This is a genomic window from Nonomuraea sp. NPDC050478, from assembly GCF_044458265.1.
GTDB lineage: Bacteria > Actinomycetota > Actinomycetes > Streptosporangiales > Streptosporangiaceae > Nonomuraea > Nonomuraea ferruginea.
Genome location: NZ_JBITHT010000006.1, coordinates 242,276 through 259,950, shown reverse-complemented (window position 1 = coordinate 259,950; position 17,675 = coordinate 242,276). Strand labels below are relative to the sequence as shown.

General features: G+C 71.8%; 15 protein-coding genes and 1 riboswitch. Of the genes, 6 read left to right on the top strand and 9 right to left on the bottom strand.

Features of this window, described 5'->3' with window-relative positions; all coding sequences use genetic code 11:
- Window positions 1–38: 38 nt before the first annotated feature.
- Both ACIBF7_RS30270 and ACIBF7_RS30265 read right to left on the bottom strand, forming a co-directional pair.
- Window positions 39–920 carry a D-alanyl-D-alanine carboxypeptidase family protein gene (locus ACIBF7_RS30270; protein WP_397198685.1) on the bottom strand — a complete coding sequence of 294 codons (882 nt, stop codon included), beginning with the start codon at window positions 918–920 and terminating at the stop codon, window positions 39–41.
- A gap of 11 nt (window positions 921–931) precedes the next feature.
- A riboswitch (cyclic di-AMP (ydaO/yuaA leader) is annotated at window positions 932–1,074 on the bottom strand.
- A 104-nt stretch (window positions 1,075–1,178) separates the two neighbouring features.
- Entirely contained in the window at window positions 1,179–1,853 is a 675-nt protein-coding gene (locus tag ACIBF7_RS30265) for an SDR family NAD(P)-dependent oxidoreductase (RefSeq protein ID WP_219543899.1), read from the bottom strand.
- 134 nt (window positions 1,854–1,987) lie between these two features.
- On the opposite strand from ACIBF7_RS30265, the gene ACIBF7_RS30260 reads away from it, so the two are divergent.
- From ACIBF7_RS30260 to ACIBF7_RS30245, 4 genes are all read left to right on the top strand, one after another.
- Complete coding sequence (locus tag ACIBF7_RS30260) at window positions 1,988–2,764, top strand: IclR family transcriptional regulator (RefSeq protein ID WP_148029743.1); 777 nt, start codon at window positions 1,988–1,990, stop codon at window positions 2,762–2,764.
- A 12-nt stretch (window positions 2,765–2,776) separates the two neighbouring features.
- Window positions 2,777–3,625: a fumarylacetoacetate hydrolase family protein gene (locus ACIBF7_RS30255; RefSeq protein ID WP_364231430.1), complete on the top strand. Its 849-nt coding sequence runs from the start codon at window positions 2,777–2,779 to the stop codon at window positions 3,623–3,625.
- Window positions 3,622–4,632, top strand: coding sequence for a zinc-binding dehydrogenase (locus tag ACIBF7_RS30250; RefSeq protein ID WP_397198684.1), 1,011 nt, complete (start codon window positions 3,622–3,624; stop codon window positions 4,630–4,632). The genes ACIBF7_RS30255 and ACIBF7_RS30250 overlap by 4 nt, the downstream gene beginning before the upstream one ends.
- 138 nt (window positions 4,633–4,770) lie before the next feature.
- The gene (locus ACIBF7_RS30245; RefSeq protein WP_397198683.1) at window positions 4,771–5,685 is read left to right on the top strand and encodes a DUF1838 family protein; all 915 of its coding nucleotides are present in this window, start codon (window positions 4,771–4,773) and stop codon (window positions 5,683–5,685) included.
- Window positions 5,686–5,732: 47 nt separating this feature from the next.
- On the opposite strand, the gene ACIBF7_RS30240 is transcribed toward ACIBF7_RS30245, so the two are convergent.
- The 5 genes from ACIBF7_RS30240 to ACIBF7_RS30220 all read right to left on the bottom strand — a co-directional run bounded on the left by ACIBF7_RS30240 (window position 5,733) and on the right by ACIBF7_RS30220 (window position 11,096).
- The gene (locus tag ACIBF7_RS30240; protein ID WP_148029747.1) at window positions 5,733–6,332 is read right to left on the bottom strand and encodes an ATP/GTP-binding protein; all 600 of its coding nucleotides are present in this window, start codon (window positions 6,330–6,332) and stop codon (window positions 5,733–5,735) included.
- Window positions 6,313–6,711: a DUF742 domain-containing protein gene (locus tag ACIBF7_RS30235; RefSeq protein ID WP_148029748.1), complete on the bottom strand. Its 399-nt coding sequence runs from the start codon at window positions 6,709–6,711 to the stop codon at window positions 6,313–6,315. Before ACIBF7_RS30235 ends, ACIBF7_RS30240 begins: the two co-directional genes overlap by 20 nt.
- Window positions 6,708–7,133 carry a roadblock/LC7 domain-containing protein gene (locus tag ACIBF7_RS30230; protein ID WP_148034344.1) on the bottom strand — a complete coding sequence of 142 codons (426 nt, stop codon included), beginning with the start codon at window positions 7,131–7,133 and terminating at the stop codon, window positions 6,708–6,710. The genes ACIBF7_RS30235 and ACIBF7_RS30230 overlap by 4 nt, the downstream gene beginning before the upstream one ends.
- Window positions 7,133–9,484: a nitrate- and nitrite sensing domain-containing protein gene (locus tag ACIBF7_RS30225; protein WP_271277749.1), complete on the bottom strand. Its 2,352-nt coding sequence runs from the start codon at window positions 9,482–9,484 to the stop codon at window positions 7,133–7,135. The genes ACIBF7_RS30230 and ACIBF7_RS30225 overlap by 1 nt, the downstream gene beginning before the upstream one ends.
- Window positions 9,485–9,701: 217 nt before the next feature.
- The gene (locus ACIBF7_RS30220) at window positions 9,702–11,096 is read right to left on the bottom strand and encodes a PLP-dependent aminotransferase family protein (RefSeq protein WP_271277750.1); all 1,395 of its coding nucleotides are present in this window, start codon (window positions 11,094–11,096) and stop codon (window positions 9,702–9,704) included.
- Here ACIBF7_RS30220 and ACIBF7_RS30215 point away from each other — a divergent pair.
- Window positions 11,095–12,333: an aminotransferase class V-fold PLP-dependent enzyme gene (locus tag ACIBF7_RS30215; RefSeq protein WP_271277751.1), complete on the top strand. Its 1,239-nt coding sequence runs from the start codon at window positions 11,095–11,097 to the stop codon at window positions 12,331–12,333. The two genes, ACIBF7_RS30220 and ACIBF7_RS30215, sit on opposite strands and share 2 nt — an antisense overlap.
- A 47-nt stretch (window positions 12,334–12,380) precedes the next feature.
- Here the strand turns inward: ACIBF7_RS30215 and ACIBF7_RS30210 are convergent, their stop codons facing one another.
- Both ACIBF7_RS30210 and ACIBF7_RS30205 read right to left on the bottom strand, forming a co-directional pair.
- A complete protein-coding gene (locus ACIBF7_RS30210; protein ID WP_271277752.1) occupies window positions 12,381–13,985 on the bottom strand; it encodes a hypothetical protein in 1,605 nt (534 codons plus the stop codon).
- Window positions 13,986–14,183: 198 nt separating this feature from the next.
- A complete protein-coding gene (locus ACIBF7_RS30205) occupies window positions 14,184–16,472 on the bottom strand; it encodes a polysaccharide lyase 8 family protein (protein WP_271277753.1) in 2,289 nt (762 codons plus the stop codon).
- A gap of 225 nt (window positions 16,473–16,697) precedes the next feature.
- On the opposite strand from ACIBF7_RS30205, the gene ACIBF7_RS30200 reads away from it, so the two are divergent.
- Window positions 16,698–17,660: a peptidoglycan DD-metalloendopeptidase family protein gene (locus ACIBF7_RS30200; RefSeq protein ID WP_219543906.1), complete on the top strand. Its 963-nt coding sequence runs from the start codon at window positions 16,698–16,700 to the stop codon at window positions 17,658–17,660.
- Window positions 17,661–17,675 lie beyond the last annotated feature (15 nt).

Genomic DNA, 17,675 nt, shown 5'->3' with positions numbered 1-17,675 from the left:
CAGGCCACATCTTCCCAGGCAACAAGCAGGAAAGGGACCTATCGGTTGCCCGCGTGCCCCCAGTCCAGCAGAGCCTGCGCGGTCTGGAAGCGGCGGCCGGAGTCGGTCTCGCCGAGGATCACGCCGACCAGGCGGTTGCCGTCGCGCTCGCCGGCGAAGGCGAGCGTGTAGCCCGCGTCCCTGGTGTAGCCGGTCTTCACGCCGAGGGCGCCCGGCGCGGCGAGGAGGCGGTTGGTGTTCTTCCACGCGTACGAGCCGTGCTCGGACGTCGACTCCACGGCGTGGTACCGGGTCGAGGTGATCTTCTTGAGGGTCGGGTCGTCCAGCGTCGCCTTGGCGAGCGTCGCCTGGTCGCGGGCGGTGGAGTGGCCGCCGCCCTGATAGGGCATGCCGTCGGCGTTCACGTACACGGTGTCGGTCATGCCGAGCTTGCGGGCGGTGTCGTTCATCTCGGCGACGAACCCGGGCACGCCGGGGCCGTAGGCGCGGGCGAGCGCGTGCGCGGCGTCGGCGCCGGACGGGAGCATCAGCCCGTACAGCAGGTTCTCGACGGTGAGGGTGTCGCCGGCGCGCAGGTGGGCCACCGAAGCGCCGCCCTGGCTGCCGTACTCGACGTCCTCGGCGGTGATCGTGACCTTGTCCGTCGGCTTGGCCTGCTCGAGCACGGTGTAGGCGGTCATCGCCTTGGTGAGGCTGGCGACCGGCCTGCGCAGGTCGGCCTCCTTGCTGAAGTGCACCTCGCCGCTCCTCGCGTCCATCAGGTACGCGGCGCTGCCGGCCACGGAGGGGGCGTTGGCGAGGGGCCGCTCGACGGCCGCGGCCGGAGTGGCGGCCTGGGCGGCGCCGGCGGCGGTGGTCATGGCGCCCGTGGCTACGGCGAGGCCGAGCAGGGCACTGCTGATCCGATGGGTGAGACGCATGAAGGGATTGCTCCTAGCTTCCATGCCGCCTACCGGGTTAGCTGACGGGTTCGGGCGTGGAAGTGCCCTACGGCGCGAGATCGGGCGCCGATTCACCCCGGAACGAGAGTGGGTCCCCGGCTCCGCCGGATGGCGGATTAGGCGGCCGCGCGAAGGCGCGGTCCGGGCAGAACACAGCGGTCGCATGGCGGACCCCGCTGCTGCAAGCCTCAAACGTAGCAAAAAGGCACAAAACGGTCAAATGTTCGCCTATGAAGCTCAGTACGTGGCGCGTCCCCCGCTGATGTCGTACACGGCGCCGGTGGAGAAGCTGACCTTGTCGGAGGCCAGCCAGGCGATCAGTTCGGCGACCTCCTCGGGTCGGCCGACGCGGCGCATCGGGATGAGCCCGGTGATGTGCGCCAGCGCCTCCGGGCCGGTGTCGGCGTTCATCGGGGTCTCGATGACGGCCGGGGCGATCACGTTGGCCAGCACGCCGCTGGTGGCGAGTTCCTTGCCGAGCGACTTGGTCAGCGCGATGACGGCGGCCTTCGAGGCGGAGTACGGCGCCATGTCGGGGTTGCCGTCCTTGCCGGCCATGCTGGCGATGTTGACGACGCGGCCCCACCCGCGCTCGCGCATGCCGGGCACGAAGGCGCGGCAGGTGTGGAAGGTGCCGTCGACGTTGACCTCGAAGGTGCGCCGCCAGCCGTCGAGCGGGAGCTGCCAGAGCGGGGCGTTGGGGCCGACGATCCCGGCGGAGTTGACCAGGATGTCGACCGGGCCGATCTCGTCGGCGGCGGCCTGGACGGCGGCGGCGTCGGTGACGTCCACGACCAGGTCCGCGCCGTCGGCGACGTCGAGGGTGACGACCCGGACGCCGTCGGCTTCCAGGCGGACGGCGGCGGCTCTGCCCAGGCCGCTGACCCCGCCGGTGATGAGAGCGGTGCGCATGTCTCTTTCCAATAGTCGGAATCGATAACACATGGGTGGAACTGTCTGCGAGGCTAACCGGCTCCCGCCGTCCGGGGGAAGGCTTCGCCGGGAGCAACTTCCGTTTCCTGGAACGACGGTCTAACGTACGGAATATGCCCGAATGGACGGAGGAGCAGCGGCTCGTAGGCTCCGATCGCGTGCTGGCGGTGCTCGCGGAGCTGGCCCGTCACCCCGACGGGGTGGGGCTGGAGGAGATGGCGCGGGCGGTGGACAGCTCGAAGCCGACGGTGCATCGGGCGCTGGCCTCGCTGCGCCGGGCCGGGTTCGCCAGCCGGCACGGACACGGCCGCTACGTGCTCGGCGACGAGTTCCTGCGCATGGCCTTCGCCCACCATGAGGCCCGCCCCGACCACGTCCGGGTGACCCCGATCCTTGAGGCGCTGTGCGACCGGTACGGCGAGACGGTGCACTACGCGGTGCTCGACGGCCCCTGGGTCGTCTACCGCTCCAAGCTCGACCCGCCGTCCGGGGCGGTGCGGCTGAGCTCCGTCGTGGGCGGCCGCAACCCGGCCCACTGCACGGGCGTGGGCAAGATGCTGCTGGCCGCCGCCCTGCCCGACGAGGACGCGGTGCGCGCCTGGGTGGGCGACCGGACGCTGGAGCGGCCCACCGGCCGCTCCATCGGCACGGCCGGGGAGTTGCACGCCGAGCTGGTACGGGTCCGCAGGCAGGGCTATGCCGTCGACGACCAGGAGAACGAGCCGGGCGTCAACTGCCTGGCGGTCCCGGCCTACCTGACCTCGCCCACCGTGCCCAGCGGCGCGATCAGCATCAGCGGCCTCGCCTACCGCACCCCCGTGCGGGCGCTCGTGGACGACCTGCCCGCCATCCTCGCCATCGTCTCCGGCGATCGGCCCCCTTCCAGCTAACGGAGAAGACACGTGCAGCTCATGCGCATCGGCGCGCCAGGCGCCGAGAAGCCCGTCGTCCGCGTGGACGAGACCCACTACATCGACGTCTCCGACGTCACCCCCGACTTCGACGAGCGGTTCTTCGCCCGGGGCGGCGCCGCCCTGCTCGCCGACCGGGTCGCCGCGGGCCGGCCCCGCGCGTTCGCCGGCGAGCGCGTCGGCGCCCCGATCGCCAGGCCGCACCAGATCCTCTGCATCGGCCTCAACTACAGCGACCACGCCGCCGAGACCGGCCAGGCCGTCCCCGACGAGCCGATCCTGTTCACCAAGTCACCCAACACCCTCGTCGGGCCGTACGACGACGTGCGCATCCCGCGCGGCTCCACCAAGACCGACTGGGAGGTCGAGCTCGGCATCGTCATCGGCAGGCGCACCTCCTACCTCGACTCGGTGGAGGAGGCCCGCGACGCCATCGCCGGCTACTGCGTGGTCAACGACGTCAGCGAGCGCGCCTTCCAGATGGAGCGCGGCGGCCAGTGGAGCAAGGGCAAGTCCGCCGAGACCTTCAACCCGGCCGGTCCCTGGCTCGTCACCCCTGACGAGATCGCCGACGTCACGAACCTCGGCATGTGGCTGACGGTCAACGGCGTGCGCCGCCAGACCGGCACCACCAAGACGATGATCTTCGACCCGTACGTCATCGTGCACCACCTGAGCCAGTTCATGGTGCTGGAGCCGGGGGACCTGATCAACACCGGCACCCCGCCCGGCGTCGGCATGGGCCAGAACCCGCCCGTCTGGCTCCGGCCCGGCGACGTGATGGAGCTCGGCATCGACGGCCTGGGCAGCCAGCGCCAGAAGGTGATCGGCCCCCGGTGACGCGGGCGCTGGTGCTGACCGGTCCGGGGGAGGCGGAGGTCCAGGAGGTCGAGCCGCCGGTCGCCGCGCCCGGGGAGGTGGTGGTGGACGTCGAACGGGCCGGCGTGTGCGGCACGGACGTCGAGCTGTTCACCGGCCACATGAGCTACCTGAGCACCGGCCGGTCCCGTTACCCGTTACGGCCTGGCCACGAGTGGTGCGGGCGCGTCACCGCCGCCGGCGGGGGCGTGGACCCCGCCTGGCTCGGCCGCCGCGTCACCGGCGACACCATGCTCGGCTGCGGCCACTGCGCCCGCTGCCGCGCCGGCCGCCACCACGTGTGCGCCGAACTGGCCGAGATCGGCATCAGCCGGGGCCGCCCCGGCGCGCTGGCCGAACAAGTCGCCGTGCCCGTCACCGCCCTGCACCGGCTGCCGGACACCGTGGACCCCGCGCTCGGCGCCCTCGTCGAGCCCGGCGGCAACGCGCTGCGGGCCGTCCGCGGCGCCGCCCTGGATCCGGGCGATCGGCTGCTGGTCCTGGGGACTGGCACGATCGGCCTGCTCGCGGCGCTGTTCGCCCGCGCCCAAGGCATCGAGGTCCACCTGATGGGCCGCGACGACGGGGGCCTGCGCCTGGCCGCGGACCTCGGCTTCACCGGCGCCTGGACCAGGGAGTCGCTGCCCGCGCTGCCCTGGCACGCCGTCATCGACGCCTCCAACGCGCCCGGGCTGCCCGCACTCGCGCTCGACCTCGTCGAACCCGCCGGTCGCCTCGTCTACATCGGCCTGGCCCGGACCCCGTCCACCCTCGACACCCGCGACCTCGTACTCAAGGACGTCACCGCCGTCGGCATCCTGGGCGGCTCGGCCGGTCTGGCCGGCGCGATCGCCGCCTACGCCGACGGCTCGGTGGACGCCCGCCCGCTGGTCGCGGCCACGGTCGGCCTCGCCGAGACGGCCGGCGTCCTCGCCGGCCGCCGTCCCGGAGGCGCCGGCCCGAAGATCCACATCGACCCCCGGCGCTGACGCCGCCTGGACAACCCTTCGCTCGGCATGATCACATATGGCGCTGTTCGCTTGCGTCTCCAAGTGAAAGGCGTTCACGTGTTAAAACGAAGCGTTACGGGGCTCTTAGCCCTTGTCGTCCTGGTCCTCGGTACCGGCATGCCGGGCGCGGCGGCGGACGGCGGCGCCCCCACAGACCCCGGGCCCGTCTACAAGACGGTCACCGACAAGAGCGCGAAGCTCTCCCTCCAGACGTTCGGACGCCCGGACGGGAAGGACATGGTCTTCCGGATCTCCGGCTCGGTGTACGCGAACATCGAGGGCAACAGCCTGGACCCGGAGCTGCGCCACGGCCAGAAGCTCTTCAACATCGAGGGCTACAACATCCGGCGGCTGTACCGGGTCCCCGGGACGACCCAGCTCTACCAGCTCTCCCGCGAGATCGTCTTCTACACCGACCCGGCCGACCCGAAGCACGTCGTGCGCACGTGGAAGAACCCGGTCGACGGCAAGTCGTATCCCGTCGTCCCCATCAACAACGACACGGTCAACTTCGGCCCGTTCCCGATCACTTCCTCCTACGTCGGCCCGCCGCTGCAGCGCCTGCACGACGAGACCGTGTGGACCAGCGACATCCCCGTGCGGACGGACTTCGGCGCCACCCTCGGCGAGCGGTTCGGCCTGGTCGGCGGCGTGTACGCGGCGCAGGAGATGTTCGACTTCTCCGTGGACGACCGCGAGGCGGCGGCCCGCACCAAGCCCGGCGTCCCGTCCGGCGCGATGAAGACGAAGATCAGCTGGTCGCGGACCAGCCCGTGGGCGCCGTTCATGTGCCTGGCGGAGACCGACGTGCGCGGCCAGCTCACCTACCACGCCCGCAGTTGGTCGCTGAGCTCGTACGCCGACATCGAGCCGTGGCTGCGGGCCGAGGTCGAGAAGAGCCATCCGCTGTACAAGGCCGCCCCCGGCGCGCCTGGGCCGAGCGAGAACTCGTGGACGTCCTTCTACAACAAGCAGCTCGGCAAGGGCGCCACCACCTGGGCGAGCTGGTGCGCCGCCAACGGCCGCGCCTGAACCGCCCGCCGAGGCGGAGCCACGACGGCTCCGCCTGGTAGGACGCGTCAGGCCACGGGATGCGGCGCGGTGCGGGACCGGGTGGCCATCAGGTGGTCGATGAGCGCCAGCAGCACGTCGCGCCCCGCCGCCCGGTCGCGGGCGTCACCGAGCACCAGCGGCACCTGCGGGTCGAGGTCGAGCGCCTTGCGGATCTCCTCCCGCGTCCGGTCACGGACACCGTGGAAGCAGTTGACGCCGACGACGAAGGGGATGCCGCGGCTCTCGAAGAAGTCGATCGACGCGAAGCTCACCTCCAGCCGGCGGGTGTCCACCAGGACGACCGCGCCCATCGCCCCGTTGACGAGGTCGTTCCACATGAACCAGAAGCGCTCCTGGCCGGGCGTGCCGAACAGGTAGAGCACGAGCTGCCTGTTGATGGTGATGCGGCCGAAGTCCAGCGCGACGGTGGTGGTGGACTTGCCGCCCACGCCCTCCAGGTCGTCGACGCCGACACTGGCGTGGGTCAGGTACTCCTCCGTGCGCAGGGGGGCGACCTCGCTCACCGCGCCGACCAGGGTCGTCTTCCCGACGCCGAAACCGCCGGCGACCAGGATCTTCACTGCCAGGGGAGCGGCGTCCGCATGGTCAGAGTTCGCGTAGCCCATCCCTCACCGCCTCAAGGATTGCCATGTCGGGGAAACCGCCTGCCTGTGCGAAGGAGAGCGGCGGCCGGGCCAGCACCTGACCCGACTCGATCAGGTCGCCGATGAGGATCTTGGTCACCGACACCGGCAGGTTCAGCGCGGCGGCGACCTCGGCCACCGCCAGCGGCCGCTTGCAGAGCGTGAAGATGGTGCGGTGCTCCGGCTGCATCCTTCTCCGGCCGCGCGCGGCTTCCGGAAAGGCCTCGGAGACCGTCGTCACCAGGGTGATCAGTGCCAGGTCGTCCCGCTCGGGCGCGGTCCGTCCGCCGGTGATCGTGTAGGGACGGACGAGGGACTCGTCGGCGTCTTCGTCCTCGAAGCCCTCCGTCCAGTGCCTCATCCGTGTCTCCCCCCGTCATGCGGGGGGCGCGCCTCGGTGCCCAGCGCCTGGCCCACCTGCTGGATCAGGGTGTGCATCGCGACGCTCATCAGCTCGGCGTCGACCTCCTGGGACGCGACCACGGCCAGATGGGTCCCCCGGCCCGCGGCCGTGACGAACAGCCACAGGTCGGCCATCTCGATGATCACCTGGTGGACCGGGCCGCCGCTGAACAGCTGCCCCACGCCGCGGGCCAGGCTCTGCTGGCCGGTGGCGATCGCCGCCAGGCGTTCGGCGTCCGCGCGTTCGATGGTCCTGGACCGGCTGATCACCAGGCCGTCGTCGGACAGCACGATGGCGTGCCGGGTGCCCGCGACCCGGTCGACCAGGCCGTCCAGGAGCCAGTCCACGTCTATGTTCGTGGCGGTGGTGCGCTGCGTCATCATCGATCTTCCGTCGTAGGGGAACTGGACTCGGCGGATCCGCCCTGCCCGGGCCGGGAGGCGTCGTCACCGGTCCGGCGCTTGCGGGACTGCCTCTGGAAGGCGCCGATCGCGGCGCTGGACCGGCCGGGCTGGTCGCGCACGGCGAACTCCTGGCCGGTCCGTTCGTCTCTGGCCGCCGGGACCTTGAGCTCCGCGGCGAGGCTGGCCTGGCGCACCCGCTGGGGGAGCGGCCGGAGGCCGGACGACGCCGGGGCGTCGTCCCGTTCCGGTGACGCCGAGGCGGTCACGTGCGCCATCGCGCGTCCTCTGGAACGGGCCGGCAGATCGCCGTCCTCGTGAGCCGGGCGGGCGTCTTCCCGGGGACTGGAGACCTCCTCGGGAACCGGCACCGCGCGGGGCCGGTCCACCACCAGCGACTCGGGGATCAGCACGATGACCCGGGTGCCGCCGAAGGCCGACGACCGCAGCTCCACCTTGAGTCCCAGGCCCGCGGAGAGCCGGGCGACCACGTACAGGCCGAGACGCACGTCGTCGGCGTGGGTCATCACGTCGAGCCGCGGCGGCGACCGCAGCAGGTCGTTGGCGGCGTCGTACTGCTCGGGCTCCATGCCCAGGCCCCGGTCCTCGATCTCCACGGCGACGCCCCGGCTGACCGGCGCGGCGCGCACCTCCACGGGGGTCAGCGGCCTGGAGAAGGCGGTGGCGTTCTCCATGAGCTCGGCCAGGACGTGGACCAGCGGTCCGACCGCGCGCTCCGCGATCCAGGACTCGCCCTCGACGTCGATCGCGATCCGGCGGTAGTCCTGGACCTCGCCCTGCGCGGCGCGCAGGACGTCGAGCAGGTGGACGGGCTTGCGCCAGCGGCGCTGCGGCTGCCCGCCGCCGAGGATCACCAGGTTCTCCTCGTAGCGGCGCAGCCGGGCGGTGAGGTGGTCCAGGTCGAACAGGCCCTCCAGCACCTCGGGGTCCTCGTGCCTGCGCTCCAGCTCGTCCAGCTTCTTCAGCTGCAGGCCGATGAGGATCTGGGTGCGGCGGGCGATGCGCTGGAGCATGCGCTGGAAGCCGCGGTGCTGCTCGGCCTGCCGCACGGCGGTGAGCACGGCGCTGCGGCTGGCCAGGTTGAGCGCCTGCCCGAGCTCGCCGAGCTCGTCGGGCGTGGGCTGGAGCGTGCGCACCTCCGCGTCCACGTCGACGTCCTCGCCGCGTTCGAGCCGGGCGACCACGTCGGGCAGCCGCTCCTGGAGCTCGTGGGCCTCGTGGCGCAGGTGCAGGATGCGGCGGCGGAGAATGGCGGTGAGCCGCCAGCTGGTGAAGATCACCAGAGCCAGGGCGAGCAGGCCGACGCTGGAGATGCTGACGAAGACGGTGAAGACCATGCGGGCGTGGTCGTAACCGATCTTGCTGACGTTCTCGAACCGGAGGTCGAGCAGTTGCCGCAGCTGCCCGGTGACCGCCTCCACCGAGGAGCGCCAGGCGACGCTGTCGCCGCGGAGCGTCACCTGGTCGCCCTCGGGGGCGCTGGTGATCAGCCGCTCCTCCATGGCGGTCATGGTCGCCCACGCCTTGCCGTCCGTCAGCTTCGCGTACGGGGTCTCGTCGCCCTTGAGAGCGGGGATCACCCGGGAGCGCATGAGGTGGTTCCTGGCGCCGATGGCGTCGGAGACGAGGACGTACTCGTCCCTCGTCAGGCGCCCCGTCCCCCAGCCGCGGGCCAGCACGGCGTCTTCGCGGCCGAGCAGGTTGACGACCCAGTAAAGGTCGCTCAGCGCCTGCGCCTCCCTGTTGACCTGGCCCTCGTCGGTCCTGCCGAGCGTGGTCAGGACGCCGAGGCCCGACTCCAGGACGCCGCTGTAGTAGTCGAACGCGCGCTGCGCGCCGGACCGGCCGGCGTCCACCGCCCGGCGCTGCTCGGCGAGGAGGCCGAGACCGCGATCGGTCCTGGCGATGGCGTCGGCGAGCCCTTCCTGCGCGTCGGGGACGTCCAGGGCGGTCAGCGGACGGAACGCCGCCACGGCCTGGTCGGTCACCCGGCGCTGCTCGGTGAGCTCGGCGCGGGCGCTCGCCGAGCCGGCCAGCACCTCCGCGGTGAGCCGCCGCTCCCGGTCGAGGCCGAAGAACAGGGCGGACGCGGGTACGCCCACCGTGGTGGTGGCCAGGTCCATCTGGGCCTTCTCCGCCTGCCACTGCGTGAACAACTGGTTCATGCCCGAAGCGAGCAGCGGGGCGAAGGTCAGGCTCGGCACGAACACGACGATGAGCAGCACGGTGCGCAACGGCAGCCGCCGGACACCGCCCCGTCGCCGCGGGCCGTCGCCGGACGGCCCCGCTAACCCGTTCCCGTCGTCCATCGTCCCCGTCCGTTGTCGCCCGGTCCTGCCTGACTCAGCCACGTGCGGGACACTCTCCTCGGCGATCGGTGCGTTCTTGGAGAAGATCGCCACATCGGCGACCGATGCCCGATCGTAGCCATGAGGCAGTTGAGTCGAAAGCCCCCGATTTGCCAGTACGGGTCGGGCTTCCCGGAGTGCTCTGACCGGGGGGCGCCCTGAGATGTGGGATCGCGCGTCAGGGACCGGAGGACGCGAGCCGGCGTACGGCTTCGATCAGCTCGGCCCGGTCGGCGGCGCCGGCGAAACTGAGGCGCAGGTAGGCGGCGGGGAGCTCGGTGGCGAAGAAGCGGTCGCCGGCGCTGACGGCGACGCCGTGCTGACGGGCCGTGCCGGCGACCGCGGTCTCGTCGGCGCCGTGCGGCAGGCGGACCCAGAGGTGGAGCCCGCCCGCGGGGACGCGGTCGAGTGTCCAGCCGGGGAGCTCGCGCGTGACGGCGGCCGCCAGCGTCCCGCACCGCTCCCGCAGCGCCACCGCCAGGGCGCGGACATGCCGTTCCCAGGCCGGAGAGCTGAGGAGTTCGAGCGCGGTCTCCTGGAGCGGGCGGCTGATGAAGAAGTCGTCGACCAGCCGGACGGCGCGCAGGCGTGCCATCACGGGGCCCCGGGCCACCAGGGCGCCGATGCGCAGGCTCGGCGCCGCCGGCTTGGTGAGCGAGGTCAGGTAGATCACGGTGCCGTCGCGGTCGTCGGCCAGCAGGGGCGGCGGCACCGGCGTGCCGTGGCCGAGGTGCCGCGCGAAGTCGTCCTCGATCACGAACGCGCCCGCCGCCCTGGCCGCGTCGATGATCTCCCTGCGGCGTGGCGGCGCCAGCACGGCGCCGGTGGGGTTGTGATGGGTCGGCTGGCAGTAGAGCAGGCGGGCGCGGGTCATGCCGAAGGCGTCGGCCAGGAGGCCGGGCCGCAGGCCGTCGGCGTCCATGGGCACCGGGACCGGGCGCAGGCCGGCCGCTCTGGCCGCCGCGATCGCCCCCGGGTAGGTGGGCGACTCCACCAGGACGGGGTCGCCGGGCCCGGCGATGGCGCGGAACGCCATGGACAGGGCGCTCTGCCCGCCGGCGGTGACCAGGATGTCGTCCGCGTGCACGCCGTCGCCGGCCATGGTGGCGAACACGCTGCGCAGGGCCGCCAGGCCGCCGGCGGGGGCGCGGTCCCAGGCGTCGGGGCGGCGCGCCGCGCGGGCCAGCGCCGCGGTCAGGATCTTGCCGGGCTGGAGCGACCGATGCAGGTAGCCGCCGTCCAGCATGATCGTCCCCGCGGGCGGCGGGCCGCCGGCGTCGGTGAGGAGGCGGGTGTCCACGCTCCGGTCGGCGAGGGTGACGGTCTGCCAGGAGGTGTCGGCCACCTCGGCGCGCCGCCGGGCGCGGGCGGCGACGTAGGTGCCGCTGCCCGGACGGGTGACCACCACGCCCTCGGCGGCCAGCGTGGCGATCGCCTGCGACACGGTGGCCGGGCCCACCCGGTGGCGCCGGATCAGCTCCCGGCTGCTCGGCAGCCGGTCACCCGGCGCCAGCCGCTCGATCTCCGCGCGAAGCCTGGCCGCCAGCTCGACCGAACTGCTACCGTCGGACATGAGGATCGATAATAGCGCTTCCAGCATCTCCCCAGAACCGCTTCTGGACGTCGCCGCCCTGCGCGCCGACACTCCCGGGGCCGCGGGCGTCGTGCACTTCAACAACGCCGGTTGCGGCCTCATGGCCGCGCCCGTGCTGGCCGCGATGGTCGACCACCTGCGGCTGGAGGCCGACCTCGGCGGGTACGAGGCCGCGGCCGCCCGCGCCGAGCAGGTCCGCGGCTTCTACGCCGAGACCGCCGCGCTGATCAACTGCGCTCCCGAGAACATCGCCTTCGCCGGTAGCGCCACCCACGCGTTCTCCACCGCCCTGTCGGCGATCCCGTTCGAGGCCGGCGACGTCATCCTCACCACCCGCAACGACTTCATCTCCAACCAGATCGCCTTCCTGTCGCTGCGCAAGAGGTTCGGCGTACGGATCGTGCACGCGCCCGACGTGCCCGAGGGCGGGGTGGACGTGGCGGCGATGGCCGCGCTGATGCGCCTGCACCGCCCGCGCCTGGTTACCGTCACCCACATCCCCACCAACTCCGGCCTGGTCCAGCCGGTCGCCGAGATCGGCCGGCTCTGCCGCGAACTGGACCTGCTCTACCTGGTCGACGCCTGCCAGTCCGTCGGCCAGTACCCGATCGACGTCGAGGAGATCGGCTGCGACCTGCTCACCGCCACCTGCCGCAAGTTCCTGCGCGGCCCCCGCGGCTCCGGCTTCCTGTACGTGTCCGACCGGGTGCTGCGCGCGGGCTACGAACCGCTGTTCATCGACATGTACGGTGCGCGCTGGGTCGAGCCGGGCCGCTACGAGCCGGTCGAGACGGCGGCCAGGTTCGAGGACTGGGAGTTCCCGTACGCCCTCGTCCTCGGCTGCGCGGCCGCCGCGCGCTACGCCCGCGAGGTCGGCATGGACGCCATCGGCCGCCGCACCCCCGCCCTGGCCGCCCGCCTGCGCGACGCGCTCGCCGGCCTGCCCGGGATCCGCGTCCTCGACCACGGCCGGCGCCTGGGCGCCCTGGTCACCTTCGCCGTGGACGGCTGGGAGCCGGAGCCGTTCAAGGCGGCCATGGACGCCCGCCGGATCAACTCGGCGCTCAGCTTCCGCCACTTCGCGCAGTTCGACTTCGGCGACAAGGACGTCGACTGGTGCCTGCGCCTGTCGCCGCACTACTACAACACCGAACAGGAGGTGGACGAGGTCGTCGCGGCGGTCGCCGGCCTCACCGCCGCGGGCCACGGGCGGTAGCCGATCGCCGTCGCCGACGACCGGCTCACCCGCCTTCGAGACCGGCTTCAGCCGTTTCCGGGCCTCACCGTGACGTGCCGGGCGGCACCCGCGTGTTCGGTGGCATCGTCACCATCCCACCAGACCCCGTAGATGTACCTGCCCTCCTGATCGGGTCGGTCGTCGAAGCGGAACGACCCGTTCCTGGCGACCCGCACCGTGCCGAGGTCCTCGACGACGCCATCGGCGCTTTCACGCATCACCGTCAACGACGGGCGTGTGGTGGGCGCCTGGTCGCCGAACTTCAACTCGCCTTTGAAGCGGAGCCGCTTTCCGACGACTCCGTCCACGGGCCCGGTCAACGTCACGAACGCCGACTGCAGGGACACCATCACCGCCACCGATGCCGTGCTCCCTCGGACGCCGGCGGCACCGGGCCAGTTCACGTCATAGCCGACCGTCCCGGCGACCGGCGGGGTGACGGTGATGGTGAACGTACCGTCTGCCGCTGTCCGTGCACGGCGGAGGGCCGTGCTGGTCCCGTCGGGCAGCCGGTGGGACACCTCCAGCCGTTGCCTTCCCGGAGCCGCGCCGTCAGCCCGGGTGACACGGCCGGTCAGGGTGAGCGGCTCCAGTGCCGTGGCCTCTTCCGGAGCCGTCAAGGTCATGGTCGTCTGCACCAGAGTGGCGTCTTCCAGCCGCCACAGGCGGAGCCTTTCGGAGCCGGGGACCCACAGCACGGCGAAGACGTCATCACCGGCGACGGTCACCCCTCCGCTGATGATCACGGGGTTGGGCCACCCGGTAGGACTCTTCTGCGAGTAGGTCGTGGCCCCCGTCGCCACGTCGTACAGTTCGACGCCTCGAGTGGTCCACCCGCCCACGATATGACTGCCATCCGGGCTGACCGCCACGGCTGCCGCATAGCCCTGGGCCGACATGTCCTCGCCGTAGACCCGGACCCTGGTCAGACTCGTGGTGTCCCAGGTCTCGTACCGGTCCGAGAAGGTCAGCACGGCCTTCGAGCCATCCGGTGTGACGGCGAGATCTCTCAGGTTGGTCATGGCATGGGCGCCCTCGTCGATCTCGCCGCGCAACTCGACGGAACCTGCGCTCACGTCGTACACCTGGAGATCGACTGGTTCGACGCGGGAGTCACCGAGCACCAGCGTGTTCCCCGCGGCGGCGATCAAAGGTGGCGTGTACCTCCCCGTCACGACCGCGACAGGTTGCGGCGCCGGGGCCGACACATCGAGACCGGCGACACCACCGACGCCACGGTCGCACCCGTACGCGGTCCACAGCACATCGCCGGACAGCGACAGACTGACCGGGCACGGGTGCGCCGCGAAGTCGATCCGCCGCGTGACTGCGAGGGTCGCGGTGTCGATCTCGATGACCTCGTGCGACTCATACAGCGCCGCATACACGCGGGTGCCGTCAGGTGCCGCCGCGAGTCCTGCCGGCCCTGCCAGATCGGTGATCGCGCCGACCAGTTCCCCACTGGTGTCCGCGACCACGATCCGGTCATTTCCGGAAACGAAGACCTTGCCTCCTCCAGCGGCCACGTCGCTGTTGCCCCGCCGGTTGTTGATGAAGCCGAGCTCTGTCATCGAGTCGGCGGCCGAGGCCACGGGTGCCACGGCGGTGACGAGGCCGGTCGTCATGGTCATGGCACACAGGAAAGCGACCAGCCGACGTACGGTCCGGGCGATGCCTGACCGTTCCGATGGGGAGAAGCGCACGTGGGTACTCCGTTCCTGGCAAGGACGCGAACGAAAACGATCAAGCCAGAAAAGTGATGCCGGGTCAAGATCGACTACGCGTCGCCATCCGACGACGTCGATCAGTCGAACAGTCCAGGCGAGGGATCAGACCCGCAGCACCGCGGTGCGGGTGCGCCCGCGGGTGCCGTCCAGCTCGATCTTGACCGCCCGTTTGGCTCTGCGGACGCCGCGGTCGTGTTCCCCGAGCGACTTCACCGCCCAGGGCAGCGTGATCCTCACCTCGCCGGCGGTCCTGGACGGGTCGGAGACCGCGAGCCTGGCCCGCCCGCCGTCGCGGTGGACCAGCAGCGCGCACGGGCCGTCGGCGGCGAGTGGCCCGTCCGGCGTCTTCACGGTCCCCGCGCGCCAGAAGACGGCGGCGAGCAGGCCGTCGCGGGAGATCGCCTGCGCCGTTCCGTTGTTGGCGAGGATCTCGACCTCCTCGCGGTAGGTCGAGGTCCGGGCGAAGGAAGCGCCGGGCAGCACGGCGTAGGCGTAGCGCGCCTTGCGCGGGTCGATGCCGTGGTCGACGAGGATCGTCGTGTAGTGCCTGGTGACGCGGGTGGTGTCGCCTCCGGTGGTGGCGCCCTTGTCGATGTCGCGCCAGCGGCCGGTGCGCTTCTCGCGGACCAGCTTCGGGGCGGTGCGGTCGAGCAGCGCGTAGCCGCCCACGCCGGACAGGTGGATCCAGTCGTCGCCCCGGGTCAGCGCGGGGTGGCAGTCGTGGGTGTTGCGGTTCTCCACCACGGTCTCGACGCGGCGGCCGTCGGAGGCCGTGATGCCGGCGCCGAGCGCGATCACCGCGTCGTCGAGCAGGAACCACGCCTTCTTGGCCCGCAGCGACGAGCCGCCGGCGACCAGCCTCATGGCCGCCACGCCGTACCCGCCGTCGAGCGCCACGCCACCGGCCCACGGGGTGGGCGGCAGGCGGCGCTCGCCGTGCCGGAGGTCGGCGCGCCTGCGGCGGTCGACCGTGGTGCCCGGCAGCCGGTACGGGTCGATCGTGGGCCACAGGTCGTCGTTCCAGTGGGTGAGGTCGTCGGTGTAGAGGTACGTCATGCCGTCGCCGGTGTACCAGCCGCGCAGGTTCTCCCGGTTCATGGCCTCGGCCGCGCCGATCCGCTCCGAGCTCATCGCGATCGCGAAGGCCCAGGTGGGGCGGCGGTGCACGACCCGGTCCATGTCGGGGAAGACGTACGTGCCCGTCGTGCGCGGTCCGACCGGCACGGACGGGTCCTCCAGCAGGGCCCTGGCCTTCGCGATGCTCGCCGGCGGCGCGAGCGTCTCGTACGGGACGGCCTGGTTGCGGGTGAGCCAGCCCTTCACCATCGGCCGCCAGCGCCTGGCATGGCGCTCGGGCGCCGCCTCCAGCAGGGTGAGGATGGCCTCGACCGTCCTCTGCCCCGCGTGGTAGTCGCGGTGGCCCTGGCGTGAGATGGCCCGGCCGCGTACGCAGTCCATCATCAGCCCGTCGAAGACGAACGGCACGAAGGAGCGGTCCACGATGTCGTGGACCTTCCCGCTGTCGGGGATCGCCCAGGGCGAGCCGGCGAGCATGGCGATCAGTTTGGCCACGCTCTCCAGGTAGTCGACGCCGTAGCTGCCGGTGTAGGGGTACACGTCGTGCTGGATGAACGAGCCGTCGCGGTGGAAGCCGTCGCCCGGGCCCCTGGTCGTCCGCAGCAGGTCGGAGACCGCGTCCTTGGCCCGCTTGACGAGGCGGGCGTCGTGGGTCAGCAGTCCCCGCATCGCCACGGCCATGGCCTTGCTCGCCCGGTTGGCGCCGGTCTCGACCACCCCGGGGTGACTGACGCGCCGCTCAGGGTCGGGGCACCAGCGGCGTAACGGGCGCAGCCAGCGTCTGAGGCGATCCTGGGGCAGGCCGTCGTACATCAGCGCGCAGGTGTCGGTCAGCGAGCGGGGCACGCCGATCTCCCACCAGTACCAGTTGCTGCCCCTCGGGTCGAGCTTCTCGTGGTAGGCGTGCTCGTACAGGAAGTCCAGCGCCCTGGCCGCCGTCTCGGCGACCTGCTCGTCCCGGTGCATGGCGGTGCCCGGCGTGGCCCAGCCCAGCGCCAGGGTGCGCATCCGGTTGTAGGCGCGGTTGAAGTCGCCCGTCCGGGGGTCGTCCAGCGGCAGGTCCGGCCACAGGCTCGGCCGATCGTGGTCGGGCCTCAGCTTGCGCAGCACCGCGTGGGCCGAGCCCTCGACCGCCCGCGTCTTGTCGGCGTGGGCGGCGTGGTACGTCCCGCCGGCCAGCAGGTCCACCCAGCGCTCACGCGCGGCGTCGAACGCGGCCCTCCCGACCGCCTCGGCCGGTCTGTCCCCGAGGGCGAGACCGGTCACGGCCGCGGCGCCCAGCAGGGCGGACCGCCGGCTGAGGGGGTGAATCATGAAGGCCTTTCCGACAATCTGGCGGATATCACATGAAAAGATCATAGGTTGACGGGCGAGTGGCTATCTCGACTCTGCCACGGTGAGCCGCGCCCGAACCTCCCGTAACTCAGGCCGCTGACCTCGGGCTGAGCAACCGGTTGATGGAGATATCTTTCATTGACGATTCCATGTTGGTTGAATACTTTCACCTGTCATTCCCTCTACCCCCCAAGGGAACAGCCCATGAGAATCATCACCCGCTGGTTATCCACCGTCGTGGCGGCCTCTCTGGTCCTGCTCGGCCCGGCGGACCCCGCGGCGGCCGCGACCACCACGGTCGACAACGCCACCGCCGGACGGTTCACCGCAGGCCCCGACTGGGGCACGTCGGCATGGTCCGCCCAGCGGCACGGCGCGGACTACCGGTTCGCGGCACCGAACACCGTCACGAGCGACGCCGCCTGGTTCAAGGCGTCGATCGCCGAGGCCGGGGCCCACCTGGTCGAGGTCTGGTATCCGGCGGACGCCGGCTACAACAGCGCGACCCCGTTCATGGTGGCGACCACAGGCGGCACCCGCAGCGTGGTCGTCGACCAGCGCGCCAACGGCGGCCGCTGGGTCAGCCTCGGCACCTTCACCCTGGCCGCCGGCGACTACAACGTGGTCGGCGTCAGCCGCTGGACCAGCCAGCCCGGCTACGTCGTCGCCGACGCCGTCCGGATCACCTCCTCGACCGGAGCGGTCGCGTTCTCGCTGCCCGTCCCCCGGAGCGCGCTGCCCCGCGGCGAGTACGACGACCCGCACCACGACTACCCCGCGATCGACCTCCCGGTCTGGACCGGCACCCCGGCGTACGCGGTGCGCGCCGGCACGGTGACGGTCATCGACGACAGCTCGTGCGGGCGCGGCATCAACCTGACCGGAACCGACGGGGCCGTCTACACGTACTGCCACTTCTCGTCGTGGTCGGTCTCCAACGGCGCGGCCGTCGCCCCCGGGCAGCAGATCGGGCTGACCGGCAACACCGGCAACTCGACCGGTCCGCACCTGCACTTCGGCATCCGTACCGGCAGCACCAGACGGTGCCCGCAGAACTTCCTGCTGGCCGTCTACGACGGCGCCACGCCGCCGGCGGCGAGCAGCCTGCCCACCACGGGCTGCTTCTACGCCACCCGTTCGACCGAACCGGTCATCCCGCTCGGCTGACCGACGGTGAGCCCG

What these genes read in the sequence shown, in the direction of transcription:
- ACIBF7_RS30215 (WP_271277751.1), top strand. Translation starts at nt 11,095, where the DNA reads ATGAGGATCGATAATAGCGCTTCCAGCATCTCCCCAGAACCGCTTCTG.
- ACIBF7_RS30265 (WP_219543899.1), bottom strand. Translation starts at nt 1,853, where the DNA reads ATGCGCACCGCTCTCATCACCGGCGGGGTCAGCGGCCTGGGCAGAGCC.
- ACIBF7_RS30270 (WP_397198685.1), bottom strand. Translation starts at nt 920, where the DNA reads ATGCGTCTCACCCATCGGATCAGCAGTGCCCTGCTCGGCCTCGCCGTA.
- ACIBF7_RS30240 (WP_148029747.1), bottom strand. Translation starts at nt 6,332, where the DNA reads ATGGGCTACGCGAACTCTGACCATGCGGACGCCGCTCCCCTGGCAGTG.
- ACIBF7_RS30245 (WP_397198683.1), top strand. Translation starts at nt 4,771, where the DNA reads ATGCCGGGCGCGGCGGCGGACGGCGGCGCCCCCACAGACCCCGGGCCC.
- ACIBF7_RS30225 (WP_271277749.1), bottom strand. Translation starts at nt 9,484, where the DNA reads ATGGACGACGGGAACGGGTTAGCGGGGCCGTCCGGCGACGGCCCGCGG.
- ACIBF7_RS30235 (WP_148029748.1), bottom strand. Translation starts at nt 6,711, where the DNA reads ATGAGGCACTGGACGGAGGGCTTCGAGGACGAAGACGCCGACGAGTCC.
- ACIBF7_RS30205 (WP_271277753.1), bottom strand. Translation starts at nt 16,472, where the DNA reads ATGATTCACCCCCTCAGCCGGCGGTCCGCCCTGCTGGGCGCCGCGGCC.
- ACIBF7_RS30220 (WP_271277750.1), bottom strand. Translation starts at nt 11,096, where the DNA reads ATGTCCGACGGTAGCAGTTCGGTCGAGCTGGCGGCCAGGCTTCGCGCG.
- ACIBF7_RS30260 (WP_148029743.1), top strand. Translation starts at nt 1,988, where the DNA reads ATGCCCGAATGGACGGAGGAGCAGCGGCTCGTAGGCTCCGATCGCGTG.
- ACIBF7_RS30210 (WP_271277752.1), bottom strand. Translation starts at nt 13,985, where the DNA reads ATGACCATGACGACCGGCCTCGTCACCGCCGTGGCACCCGTGGCCTCG.
- ACIBF7_RS30200 (WP_219543906.1), top strand. Translation starts at nt 16,698, where the DNA reads ATGAGAATCATCACCCGCTGGTTATCCACCGTCGTGGCGGCCTCTCTG.
- ACIBF7_RS30230 (WP_148034344.1), bottom strand. Translation starts at nt 7,133, where the DNA reads ATGACGCAGCGCACCACCGCCACGAACATAGACGTGGACTGGCTCCTG.